Annotated in this window: 10 protein-coding genes and 1 pseudogene; 3 read left to right on the top strand and 8 right to left on the bottom strand. The window is 66.8% G+C overall.

Annotated elements, in window-relative coordinates; translation table 11 throughout:
* Positions 1-6 precede the first annotated feature (6 nt).
* Entirely contained in the window at positions 7-663 is a 657-nt protein-coding gene (locus HUK72_RS15530) for an energy transducer TonB (RefSeq protein ID WP_087575162.1), read from the bottom strand.
* Positions 664-913: 250 nt separating this feature from the next.
* Here HUK72_RS15530 and HUK72_RS15525 point away from each other — a divergent pair, with 250 nt between their 5' ends.
* Positions 914-1792: a hypothetical protein gene (locus HUK72_RS15525; protein WP_176597521.1), complete on the top strand. Its 879-nt coding sequence runs from the start codon at positions 914-916 to the stop codon at positions 1790-1792.
* 113 nt (positions 1793-1905) lie between these two features.
* Positions 1906-3225 (top strand): homoserine dehydrogenase, encoded by a 1320-nt coding sequence (locus HUK72_RS15520; RefSeq protein WP_176597520.1) that lies wholly within the window; start codon positions 1906-1908, stop codon positions 3223-3225.
* 216 nt (positions 3226-3441) lie between these two features.
* Here the strand turns inward: HUK72_RS15520 and HUK72_RS15515 are convergent, their stop codons facing one another.
* The gene (locus tag HUK72_RS15515) at positions 3442-3753 is read right to left on the bottom strand and encodes a hypothetical protein (RefSeq protein ID WP_176597519.1); all 312 of its coding nucleotides are present in this window, start codon (positions 3751-3753) and stop codon (positions 3442-3444) included.
* A 141-nt stretch (positions 3754-3894) separates the two neighbouring features.
* On the opposite strand from HUK72_RS15515, the gene glpX reads away from it, so the two are divergent.
* Positions 3895-4878 carry a class II fructose-bisphosphatase gene (glpX, locus tag HUK72_RS15510; protein ID WP_176597518.1) on the top strand — a complete coding sequence of 328 codons (984 nt, stop codon included), beginning with the start codon at positions 3895-3897 and terminating at the stop codon, positions 4876-4878.
* Positions 4879-4948: 70 nt separating this feature from the next.
* Here the strand turns inward: glpX and HUK72_RS15505 are convergent.
* From HUK72_RS15505 to HUK72_RS15480, 6 genes and pseudogenes are all read right to left on the bottom strand, one after another.
* Positions 4949-5325: pseudogene (locus tag HUK72_RS15505) on the bottom strand (MerC domain-containing protein).
* Between the two features lie 237 nt (positions 5326-5562).
* Positions 5563-7344, bottom strand: coding sequence for a sensor domain-containing diguanylate cyclase (locus HUK72_RS15500; RefSeq protein WP_176597517.1), 1782 nt, complete (start codon positions 7342-7344; stop codon positions 5563-5565).
* Positions 7345-7396: 52 nt separating this feature from the next.
* Entirely contained in the window at positions 7397-8878 is a 1482-nt protein-coding gene (locus HUK72_RS15495; protein WP_176597516.1) for a glycerol kinase GlpK, read from the bottom strand.
* On the bottom strand, positions 8875-10383 hold the full coding sequence (locus HUK72_RS15490) for a glycerol-3-phosphate dehydrogenase (protein ID WP_176597515.1): 1509 nt from the start codon (positions 10381-10383) through the stop codon (positions 8875-8877). Before HUK72_RS15490 ends, HUK72_RS15495 begins: the two co-directional genes overlap by 4 nt.
* 111 nt (positions 10384-10494) lie before the next feature.
* Positions 10495-10902: an ATP-dependent Clp protease adapter ClpS gene (gene clpS, locus HUK72_RS15485; RefSeq protein WP_176597514.1), complete on the bottom strand. Its 408-nt coding sequence runs from the start codon at positions 10900-10902 to the stop codon at positions 10495-10497.
* Positions 10903-11191: 289 nt separating this feature from the next.
* Positions 11192-12694: a Ppx/GppA family phosphatase gene (locus HUK72_RS15480; protein ID WP_176597513.1), complete on the bottom strand. Its 1503-nt coding sequence runs from the start codon at positions 12692-12694 to the stop codon at positions 11192-11194.
* Positions 12695-12699 lie beyond the last annotated feature (5 nt).

The raw sequence follows: 12699 nt of genomic DNA, 5'->3' as shown, positions 1-12699 counted from the left end.
TTCAAATCATTCCGGCAGACGCCAGGTGATACGACCGTTGTACGTATCCGACATCGGACCACCCCCTGCTGCGACGGCGGGCTTGAACCTCGCGCGCTTGGGCAACAGGCGGCAGGTCGCCTCATCGAGGTCGGCATGGCCGGTCGAAGAGGTGATCGTGCAGTTGGTCACGCGACCATCCGGACCGATTTCCAGCCGGAACCCGGCCGTGCCCGAGCGTTCTTCACGCTGCGCGCGACTCGGATAGTCGGCGTCGCTGAGCCAACTGCCGGGGCTGCTGCGCGGAGACGCACGAGAGGCGGGAACCTCCGGCGGCGGCGGAGCAGGCGGCGGCGGAGAAGCGACCGGAACCGGGTTGAAGACCGGCGGCGGAGTCCGAACCGTCTGAATCGGCGGTGCGGGGGCCGGGGTCTGAACGATCGGCGGCGGCGCAACGACCGGCGGCGGTTCAATCGGTTGATCCGGCGGGGGCGGCGGCGGCTCCTCATCCGGTGGCGGCGGTTCCTCCTTCACGTCGATCACGTTCAGCTGTTCCGCCGCCTTTTTGACATATTTCATGCCAAGACCGGTGACGAAGGCATAACCCAGAACAGCGTGAATCAGGGCGACGATAATGATCGAGATTGTGCGACTCGATCCTTGCGAGTGGTCAGCATAGGCCATTCGGCAACGACACTCCTTAACTCAGCTTTACCAGTTGATTATCGGCAAATAAGCCAAAAACGGCCCGAGCTGGCCGGGTCACCCCGGTCATCTTGGCCCCTATCCGTCCATTTGCTACCGTGCGAACTCCTATCGCGGCGCATCGTGGCACGCAAACGCTTTATCGATATGATCATTTGCGACCGCCATTACACACCAGAAAGACTTGCATGTGACAAACATGTCACGGACTGCCATCATTAGGACGAAGATGAAAAACAAATCCACCATGCCCTTGCGGAAGCTGGCCCTTCTCTGCCTCATTTCCGCCGCACAATCGCAGATTTCCGCGGCTCAGACGACGGCCGGCTCCATCGCTGCGCAACCATCCGAACGGATAGCGGGCCCCTCCTACGCCGATATTGCGGACCTCGCGGACGCCGCGCCGCTGGTGGCACAGGCGCGGATTGGCAACATCATCAAATTGAAGCCGGGGCAGGCCGGCACCGTCCCGGCGGGGTATCAGAGGGTCTATGTCGAGGCGAATGTCGCCAATCTGATTCGCGGCGAGGGGGGAATCAGTCCGACCGTCCGCTATCTTTTCGACGCGCCGCTCGATGCGCGGGGCAAGATGCCCAAGCTGAAGAAGGCGCAGGTCATCCTCTTTGCCCGGCCAGGCGCCCGCCCCGGCGAGATTCAACTCGTCGCGCGCGACGCGCAGATCATCGCCTCTCCCGCCGAAATCGCGCGGGTAAGGGCGATCCTGTCCGAACTGGTCGCCAATAACGCGCCGCCGCGCATCACGGGCCTGGGCGACGCCTTCCATGTCGCGGGCACGATCGCCGGGGAGGGCGAGACGCAGATCTTCCTGCGCACGGAAAATGGCGACCCGGTGTCGCTCTCCATCCTGCGCCGTCCCGGGCAGGAACCGCGCTGGGCCGTGGCGCTGGGCGAGATCGTCGACGAAGCCGCCCGCCCCCCGGCCCGCGGCAGCCTGCTTTGGTATCGTCTTGCCTGCGGCCTGCCCGGCGCGCTGCCGGCCCGGTCGGTGCGCGCCCTGTCGCCGCAGGATGCCGAGGCGGCCCGCGCCGATTATCAGGTGGTCCTGAACGCCCTGGGCTCATGCGGCCGGACTCGCGGGGTTCGCTGATCGCGCGGGCGGGGCGGCGGTTCGGGTCGACGGGCGGTTCCTTTTCCTTGGACAGACGCGCAGAGGCCGCTATCAGCGCGGCTTCGCATGATCAGGAAGGATGAAGAGAAGCCATGACCAATCTGCACCGCCATGCCCCGCTGCGCGTCGCGCTCGTCGGCCTCGGCACGGTGGGCGGCGGCGTCATTCGGCTGCTTCAGACCAATGCCGACCTGATCGCCCGGCGGGCGGGCTGCCCGATCCAGATCGTCGCCATTTCCGCGCGCGATCGCAACAAGGACCGCGGCGTCGACCTGTCCCCCTATGAATGGGTGGACGACATGACGACGCTGGCGACCCGCGACGACATCGACGTGGTGGTGGAGCTGATCGGCGGGGCGGACGGCCCTGCCCTCACTCTCGCCCGCCAGTGCCTGACCGTCGGCAAGCCCTTCGTCACCGCCAACAAGGCGATGCTGGCCCATCATGGCCTGGACCTCGCCACCCTGGCGGAGAAGGCGGGCGTGGCGCTCAAATATGAAGCGGCGGTCGCGGGCGGCATCCCGGTCATCAAGGGCATGCGCGAAGGCGCGGCGGCGAACGAGATCAGCCGGGTCTACGGCATCCTCAACGGCACCTGCAATTACATCCTGACCACCATGGAGAAGGCCAAAGAATCCGGGAATGCCCGGGGTTTCGACGAGGTGCTGAAGGAAGCGCAGGAACTGGGCTATGCCGAGGCTGATCCGAGCTTCGACATTGACGGCGTGGACGCCGCGCACAAGCTGACCATCCTCGCCAGCCTCGCCTTCGGCACGGAGTTGGATTTCGATGCGGTCGCGACCACCGGCATCCGCCATGTCATCGCCGCCGACATCGCGGAAGCGGCGGCGCTGGGCTACCGCATCCGCCTGGTCGGCATGGCGGAGAACGGCCCGGAAGGGCTGTTCCAGCGGGTTCATCCGATGCTGGTTCCGCTCGACCATCCGCTCGCCCATGTCGACGGATCGCTGAACGCCGTGGTGGCGGAGGGCAATTTCGTCGGCCGCCTCTTCTTCCAGGGGCGCGGCGCGGGCGACGGGCCGACCGCTTCGGCGGTGGTCGCGGACCTGATCGACGTGGCGCGCGACGAATATGGCGACGCGCTGGCCATGCCGGTCGCGGCGCTGGCGCAGCAGAAGCCCGCCGATGCTGGCAAGCGCGTCGGTCGCGCCTATCTGCGCTTCAAGGTACAGGACCGCCCCGGCGTGCTGGCGGAGATAGCGGCGGCGACCCGCGACGCGGGCGTCTCGATTGAGAGCATGATCCAGCGCGGCGCCAATCAGGCCGACGGCGTGCTGGTGGCGATCGTCACCCATGCGGGCGAGGAACGCTGCGTGCGCGAGACACTGGACCGGCTGGCCGGGTCGGACAGCCTGCTGCAGACGCCGATGGTGATGCATATTCTGGATTGATGTGCCGTGGGGTGTCCGGCGTGGGACTGGAATTGGCCAATCCAAGACATTCCCCTCCCGCAGGCGGGAGGGGTTAGGGGTGGGTGCGAGCGCAGCGAGCTTCCAGCTTAGCCGTTGAAAATTCACGCTGATGTCGCGCCAGCCCACCCCCTAGCCCCCTCCCGCCTGCGGGAGGGGGAATGTCCTGAATCCACCCATTCCGTCCCACACCCGCACTCAATCCAGCCCGAAACTCCGGGCCAACGTTTGGCCTATCGGTTCGCCCAGGCGGAAGATCCGGCGATGGGCGCGCTTGGGGCAATCCATATTGCCGACGATCCGGCAAGGCCGCGCATCGAAGCGATAGGCGGCCATCTTGCCGTCGCCCGGCAGGGCGGCGCTGGGGCCAAGGCGCGGTCCCTCCACGCCCGGTTCCGTCAGGCAAAGCGCCGGCACGGCCTGGCAGGGTGCCGGGTGGAGTCGCGCCATCCGGCGAGGCATGCCGTCGGATTGGGTCGAAAGGCTGGCGGCAATCAGCAGGAGGATCATCGGGGCGGCCCTTGGTCTTGTCCTGCTGCGAACGCGACAGACGCGCTTCCGTTGCATCGGCGGCGCGAAAAGCACACCCTCGACAATGGCCAAGCGACATCCTATCGCGCTTTCCAAAATAGCGGCTGAAGAGGAAACGACATGGTACAGGCAAGCTCGATTCTGGATCGCGTGCTGGTGCTGGAGATGGTGCGCGTGACCGAAGCGGCCGCCATCGCCGCATCGAAGCTGATCGGGCGCGGCGACGAAAAGGCCGCCGACGCCGCAGCGGTCGAAGCGATGCGCCTGGCCTTCAACGACCTCTATATGGACGGCACCGTCGTCATTGGCGAAGGCGAGCGCGACGAGGCGCCCATGCTTTATATCGGGGAGAAGGTCGGCAACGCGATCGGCACCGGGCCGCGGATCGACATCGCGCTCGATCCGCTGGAGGGCACGACCATCACCGCCAAGGCCGGTCCCAACGCGCTTGCCGTGCTGGCGATTTCGGAGGAAGGCGGACTGCTCAACGCGCCGGACGTCTATATGGAAAAGCTGGCGGTCGGCCCCGGCCTGCCCGACGGCATCATCGACCTCAACAAAGCGGTGAAGGAGAATGTCGAGGCCGTCGCCAGCGCCAAGGGCGTCGACCCGCATGAGATCATCGTGTGCGTGCTCGACCGGCCGCGCCATGAAAAGCTGATCGCAGAGTTGCGCGCCATTGGCTGCGGCATCATGCTGATCCCGGACGGCGACGTGGCGGGCGTGATCGCCACCACCAATCCCGAGACCAACATCGACATGTATATGGGCTCGGGCGGCGCGCCCGAAGGCGTGCTGGCCTGCGCCGCGCTTCGCTGCGTCGGCGGGCAGTTCAAGGGCAAACTGCTGTTCCGCAACGATGACGAGCGCGCCCGCGCCCGCAAATGGGGCATCACCGATCTCGACCGGGTTTATGACCTGAAGGAACTGGCCAAGGGCGACTGCATCTTCGCCGCGACCGGCGTGACGGACGGATCGCTGCTCGCGGGGGTCAAGCGGCTGCCCGGCGGCAAGCTCACCACCGACAGCGTCGTGATGCGCGCCAGCACTGGCACGGTGCGCTGGGTGAAGGGCGAGCATCGGCTGGACCGGAAGCCGATCTGAGCCAATATCGAGGTAACGGAAAAGGGGACTCTTTCGGGTCCCCTTTTTCATGCGCGGCGCTGGAGCGGGACTATCGTCCCGCGCGGTGGTTCAGGTCGTGCCCCAGCGCCAGGATCGCGACGCCCAGCAGCGTATAGGCGCTTTCCTGCCAGCCATGATCCATGGTGAGCGCCCCCGCCATGATGCCCAGGCCCAGCGATCCGATGGCGGCGGGCATCATGAAACCGTGCGCCACCGCGCCATGGCCAAGCGCCACCGCGCCAAGCAGGATCGCGAGCACCAGGCCGGCTTCATGGAAGATCGGGCTTTCGAAAATCCCCCCGCCGAGGCCAGCACGCCCAGCAGCACCGCGGTGCCGAAGCAATGGGCCACGCACATGCCCGACAGCGCGATCGCGAGGCGATCGATCCGACCGTTGAGCAGATGCTGGCGAAGGCTGATCGGCATGATGCGAGCTACATAGGCGAGGCGGAGGAAAGTTACAACATATCATCACCTGATTTTTGCGATGGTGTGACATGGGACGTTCATGGCCAGTTGCGGACATTAAGTGCACCGTGCTCCTGCGCAGGCAGGAGCCCAGTTCCTACGGTACGATGATCCACGAACGGCGGGACTGGGCTCCTGCCTGCGCAGGAACACGGTGCGTTTCTGGGAAACGGCGGAAGTAGACCGTCCGCTCTCCTAAGCCGCCAGCCTCAGACAGTTCCGCCCGCTATGCTTGGCGTTGTAGAGCGCCTTGTCCGCTGCCTCCAGCACCGCCTGATCGTCGCTTTGCCCGTCCAGCCCCACCAGCCCCGCGCTGAACGTCACTGCGATCATCTCGCCCGAATCGATCTGCACCGGATGGGACGTCACCATTTCGCGCAACCGTTCGCAGATCATGCTCGCCCGGGCGACGTCGGTGCCGCTCAACAGGATGGCGAATTCCTCGCCCCCCAGGCGGCCGATGCTGTCGACGCTGCGCAGTCCCGGACGCAGCCGTTCGACGAAACCGGCCAGCACGCGGTCGCCCGCGCCATGGCCGTAGCAGTCGTTGACCGCCTTGAAATGATCGATGTCGATCAGCAACAGGCAGGCGCGCGCGCCGCGGCGGACGCGCAGCATCTCCTCCTCCAGCTTTTCGAGGAAAGCGCGCCGGCTGTCCGCCCCGGTCAGCGAATCGAGCGCCGCCACCTGCTGCAGCGCGCGTTGCCGCGCCTTGTGCCGGGACATGTCGCGGATCGTGCTGACAAGGCCGGTGGGCAGGCCGCGTTCGTCGACCACCGCGCGCGCCACCATTTCGCACCATTCGGAGCCCTGGGCGGAGATGAAGGGGCGGAATTCCACCGTCTGCACATCGCCCGGCCGGGCCAGCGCCCGATCCAGCGCCGCGGTCACCTGCTCCCGGTCCTCCGGATCGACCAGATTGGCGGCATCCTGACCGACCAGCAGTTCCGGCGCGCACCCGATCTGTTCGGCCGCTGCGGGCGAGGCATATTCGATCACCCCCGCGACGCTGATGTTGAGCACGACGTCGCCGCTATTTTCCGCGATGGCGCGATAGCGCGCCTCGCTTTCCTGCAACATCTGGAACAGGCGGCGGCGGCTGTTCAGCTCCGCCGCGATCGGCATCGACAGCAGGAAGCTGAAGGCCAGGAAAAGCTGGAAATATTGCATCCGCTCGCCCAGCGTGCCGGGGATCATGTGCAGCGGCCCATGGCCGGTCATGGTCGCCATGCCGCCGATGATCGCCAGGATCATGACCGACGCCGCCGCGCCCAGATTGCCCTGGCGGAAGACAATGGCGACCATCGGCAGCAGCAGGGCGAACAGCATCGGATAGCGCGCGACGTAGAAGACATAGGCCGTCGCCAGCGCGAACAGCAGCAGCAGGCCCAGCGCTTCCCATTTTTCGCGACGGGCGGTCTGGCCGAACCAGCGCCGCAATTCCCCCTGCATCAGCATCATCAGGATCGGCGTGCAGGTCAGCCCGCCCAGCACATGCCCGGTATACCATTGCAGCAGGGCGGCGCCGAAGGATACCGCAGTCAGCGTCGACGCGACCGACGCCGCCGCCATGCCGGCGATCAGATTGGCCGGGCCGCAGAGCGCCAGGATGAAGACGAACAAAGGCTGCATCGACCCGGCGAATTTCCCGCCCGGCGCAAAGCGGCGGCAGATCAGCGCGACGATCAACGCCTCCAGCAGATTGATGCCCGCCATCGGCGCGGCGGCGATCAGCCCCATGCCCCACCAGGCCGTCGACAGGGCGCTCGCCACGCCGCAGGCGATCAGCGTCCAGGGCCAGGAGCGGGCGCGCGACGTCAGCAGATGGGCCATCAACAGCGCATTGGCGCCCCAGATGAAGGCCAGCCCCCCTTCGAAGCGCGAACTGACCAGCGCCAGCGACGCCATCAGAAAATAAGCGCAACCCAGGGCGACCGGCGCAAGGCGGGAAGAAAGATGTCGAAGAGACGTCTGCATGTTCCGCCCCGCCCTATACGCTTATCGTTAAAATATACTCACGATAATGATTTTACACTTGGGAAAATGTGGAAGCGGCCAGCAGCGCCCGCCAGCCGCTTAGCCTTTCGGTCCGCCGCTCGTCGGGCAGGGCCGGGGCGAAGCGCCGCGCCCCCGCCCCCATCGCCGCCGCTGCGGCGGGAAGCGAGGGGAACAAGCCGCTGCCCACCGCCGCCAGCATCGCCGCCCCCTTGGCGGTCGTCTCGACATCGGCGGGGCGGTCGACGGGCAGGTTCAATATGTCCGCCAGATCCTGGGCGATCCAGTCATTGGCGCTCATCCCGCCATCCACCCGCAACATGCGCCAGGGCACGCCATCCGCCGCGAAGGCGCCCGCCAGGTCATGAATCTGATGCGACAGCGATTCCAGCGCCGCCCGCACGATATGCGCCCGCCTGGTGCCCAGCGTCAGGCCATGGATCATGCCCTTGGCCTCCGCCCGCCAGTGCGGCGCGCCCAGCCCAGCCAGCGCGGGTAGCATGGCGACGCCGCCGCTGTCCGGCACGGACCGCGCCAGCACCTCCGTTTCCTCCGCCGTGGCGATCAGGCCCAATTCGTCGCGCAGCCACTGGATCAGGCTGCCCGCGACGAACAGCGATCCTTCCAGCGCATAGCTCGTCTCCCCCGGCAACCGGCAGAGCAAGGTTCCTAGCAGGCGATGCCGCGAAACCGGCACGACGCCGCCCATATGGGCGAGGACGAAGGCGCCCGTGCCCAACGTCGCCTTGGCGTCGCCCGGCGTCAGGCAACCCTGGCCGATGGTCGCCGCCTGCTGATCCCCCATCAATCCGCGGATCGCGATTGGCCGGCCGAACCATTCCGCCCGCGTCTCGCCAAAGGCGCCGATATTGTCGACGATCTCCGGCAGGGCGCCGGGGGGAACGCCGAACAGGTCGCACAATCCCCGGTCCCATTGCGTCCCGTCCAGCGCCATCAACTGGGTGCGGCTGGCGTTGCTGGCGTCGCTGACATGCAGGCCGCCGGTCAGCTTCCACACCAGCCAGCTTTCCACCGTGCCGAAGGCCAGCGCGTTACCCGCCTCCGCCACCGCAGGAGAGTGATCCAACAGCCAGCGCATCTTGGTCGCGGAAAAATAAGGATCGAGCACCAGCCCGGTCCGGCGCTGGATCGCCCCCTCCTCCCCAGCCTCCCGCAGCGCGGCGCAATGATCGGCGGTGCGGCGGTCCTGCCAGACGATGGCGGGGGCCAGCGGCTCGCCCGTTTGCCGGTCCCACGCCACCACGGTCTCGCGCTGGTTGGTGATGCCGATGGCGGCGACATGGTCCGCTCCGCCCGCCAGCGCCACCATCTCGCGCGCGCAGGCCAGGGTCTTCTCCCAAATCTCCGCCGCGTCATGCTCGACCCAGCCGGGCCGCGGATAATGTTGCGCGAGTTCCGCCTGCGCCATGCCCAGCCGCCGCCCGTCCGGCGCATAGAGCATCGCCCGGGTCGAGGTCGTGCCCTCGTCCAGCACCACGATACGCGGCTCGCTCATGCCCTCTCCTCCAGCCACTGTTCGAGGCGCGCTTTCTGCTGCGCGTCCAGGCGCAGACCCAGCTTGGTCCGGCGCCACAATATGTCGTCAGCGGTCACCGCCCATTCCCGCTCGACCAGATAGCGCAACTCCGCTTCGGTCAGGCCATGCCCGAAATGAGTCCCCAACCCGTCCATGTCCTGCGCCGCGCCCAGCCAGTCCCAGGCGCGAGTGCCATAGGCGCAGGCGATGCGCTGCAACCAGGCATAGTCGAGAAAGGGATAGTCGCAGCCCAGATCCGCGATGAGCTGGTCACGCCCCTGCATCGGGAAATCGCCGCCCGGCAGCGGCGCCTTCGCCGTCCAGTCGCCGCCCGACAGGCTGGGCAGAAAGGGTTGCAGCATCGCCACCGCTTCGGCGGCGAGATGGCGGTAGGTGGTGATCTTGCCGCCGAACAGGCTGAGCAGCGGCGCTTCTCCCTGCGGCGCGTCCAGCTCCAACCGGTAGCCGCGCGTCGCCGCCTCCGGCTTTGCGGAGCCGTCGTCGATCAGCGGGCGCACCCCGGCATAGGACCATCGCACATCCTGCGGCGTGATCGCCTTGCGGAAATAGCGATTGGCCCCGTCGCAGAGATAGGCGATTTCGTCCGGCTCCGGCCGCACATGCTCGACCGGCCCGGCATGATCGCGGTCGGTCGTGCCGATCAGGGTGAAATCGCGCTCATAGGGCAGCGCGAAGAAGATGCGCCCGTCGGGCAGTTGGAAGAAATAAGCGAAGCCATGGTCGAACAGGCGCGGCACGACGATATGCGATCCGCGCACCAGCCGCATATGGCGTGCCGTGTCGCCATGGGCGCGATGGAGCAGGTCGAGCACCAGCGGCCCCGCCGCGTTGACTACAGCGCCTGCCCGGAAGCGCGCCGCCGATCCGTCAGTCCCCTGCGCATGGATCGTCCAGCCGCCGCCTTCCCGTTCGAGGCGCATGACCTCGGTCCGGGTCCGGATGTCGGCGCCCCGGTCGGCGGCGTCGCGGGCGTTCAGGATGACGAGGCGGGCATCGTCGACCCAGCCGTCGGAATAGATATAGGCCTTGCCGAAGCTGGATTTCAGCGGCTGCCCAGCGGGATGGCGGCGCAGGTCCACGCCCTCCGTCGGCGGCAGGGCGCGGCGGCCGCCGATATGGTCGTAGACGAAGAGGCCCAGGCGCAGCAGCCAGCGCGGACGCAGGCCCGGCACCCAGGGCAGCACGAAGCGCAGCGGATGAATGATATGCGGCGCGATCGCCCAGAGCCGCTCGCGTTCGGCCAGCGATTCGCGGACCAGGCCGAATTCGCGATGCTCCAGATAGCGCAACCCGCCATGGATGAGCTTGGTGGAGGCGGAGGAGGTGCCCTGTGCCAGATCGCCCCGCTCCAGCAGCAAGACCCTGGCGCCCCGCCCGGCGGCATCGCGGGCGACGCCGCAGCCATTGACGCCGCCGCCGATCACGGCGAGGTCATAGGCGGCAGGCTCAATGTCCCTTGTCACCAGCGCATGTTAGCGTGGTTGGGTGGCGGGGGGAACAGCTCAGGCATTTAATCCTTGCCGCGCGCCCAACCTCACATCCCTCCCCATCTCACAATGGAGAGGATGACACTCTCAGGCCTTTTCCAGCGTGCACTGCAGGGGATGCTGGTTCTGCCGGGCGAAATCCATCACCTGGTTCACCTTGGTCTCGGCAACCTCATAGCTGAAGATGCCGCACACGCCGACGCCGCGCTGGTGGACGTGCAGCATGACGCGGGTCGCCTCCTCCATGTCCATGCGGAAGAATTGCTGGAGGACATGGACGACGAATTCCATCGGCGTGTAATCGTCGTTCAGCATCAGCACCTTGTAGAGCGAGGGCTTTTTCGTCCGCGTGCGGGTGCGCGTGGCGATGCCGACATTGGGACCGCCCGAGCCGTCGCCCTGGTCATCCTGATCCCTGCCCGCCATCATTGCGGGATGTGCCGATGTCGTGATGCTGCTCATGATGCAGAAGAATATGGCGATTTGGTCTTGCATGGCAAGGGGGCGGGCCAGGCGTAAACCATGCTTCCCGGTGGAAATGAGTTGGGGAAAGTTGAAATGGGTGGATTGCGGACCTTCTCCTTTCCTTGAAATATACCGTGTCCTGCGCAGGCAGGAGTCCAGTTCAGACGGTCCGATAATCCGCTCAGAGCGAGACTGGGCTCCTGCCTGCGCAGGAGCACACTATGCTTAACGGCAGCAACCGGCCAGGAGCGAACCGTCTTCTCCCCTCGCGCAGATCTGCAGGGAAATGATCGCTCCCCCCAAACCGCCAAGCCAGTTCCTACCAGGCCAGCCGGTACTTCACGCCCATGGCCTGCGCCAATTGCCGCTGCCGCCGCTCCACCGCTTCCCCGAACAGGTCGGCGTCCACGCCCCGCAACCGCAGCTCCAGCACATTGCCCTCCATCTCCAGCCGGGACGCCAGCAAAGGCCCCTCGACCCCGCCCGAAAGGCGCTGGCCCAGCCGGATCGCCAATCCCCACAGGGTCGCCCGCTGCAAAGCCTCGGGCGAGGCCAGCCGCTCGATGCCGGGCGGCGTCGACGCGCCGCCGCCGAAATTGCTGTGCAGCGCCTGCGCAAGCATCGCCCGCTCGGCTGCGGTGATGCCCACCCAATTGCTGTGCAGGGCAATCTCCACGCCCCGTTCCGACCGGAAATCGGGATTGGCGCGCCAGCCGACATCCGCCAGCAGGCAGGCCGCCCGGCGAATCCGCCGCCAGGCGCTGCCATCCTCCAGGAACAGCGGCGCGATCCAGCGTTCGATCATGTCGCCATGGCCGGTGAAGCGCGCCTGCGCCTCCCCCTCCGCCTCGGCCGCGATCAGCAGCGGATCGTGCGCCTGAATGTCCAAAGGCAGGTCGCTGAACAGCAATCCTTCGCGCAGACCGTAAGCCGACACCACCAGCCGGCTCGACTTCAACTGCCGCACGATCACCGACAGCAGCGCCGCCGCGTTGGGCAAGGTCGGCACGCGCGATCCGGTGATCTGGGGAATATCCTTGAACCGCGCCTTGTCGACATGGGACACGATGCGCGTCAATTGCTCGGCGCGTCCGGCGAGCATTTCATATTGATGCACCACCGGCAGCGGGAAATGCGTCAGCTCCATGTCGAACCGGGCCAAAGCGCGCCACGATCCGCCAACCATGTAGAAGGGCAGGTCCACAGGAGCCTCCCACCCCGCCTTGGCCAGCATCTTCTTGACCAACCGTTCCAGCACGGCCGGCCCCTTGGCCCGGATCTGCGACAAGCGCAGCACGCCCAGCGGCAGCGAAACCGTCTCATGCACTGCGCCATCGCGCACCCGCGCCAGCTCCAGGCTGCCGCCGCCCAGATCCCCAACGATCCCGTCCGCGCCCGGAATGCCCGACAGCACGCCATGCGCCGCCGCAATCGCCTCCTGCCCGCCGGACAGCAGTTCGACGTCAAGCCCCATGGCCTTGGCGCGCTGGATGAACTCGTCGCCATTTTCCGCGTCGCGCACGGCAGCGGTGGCGACGCAGCGCACCTCCTGCACCTCCATTTCGCGGCAGAGATGCGCGAAACGGCCAACGGCCCGCAGACCCCTGTCCATGGCCTCCGGCTCGATTCGCCCGGTCTTGCCCAGCGACGCGCCCAGCCCCGCCATCACCTTCTCGTTGAAGAGGATGAAGGGAATGCGGCGCGGCCCGTCATAGACGACCAGACGCACGCTGTTGGAGCCAATGTCGATGATCGCCGTCCGCGCCTTGGCCTGCTGCATGGCGGGGGCGAGCGCCCGGACCTGGCTCAGCATGGAATTCATGGACC

The sequence above is a fragment of the Sphingobium sp. 15-1 genome (assembly GCF_013375535.1).
GTDB classification, from domain to species: Bacteria; Pseudomonadota; Alphaproteobacteria; order Sphingomonadales; family Sphingomonadaceae; genus Sphingobium; species Sphingobium aromaticivastans.
This window is presented reverse-complemented; position numbering and strand designations above follow the sequence as displayed.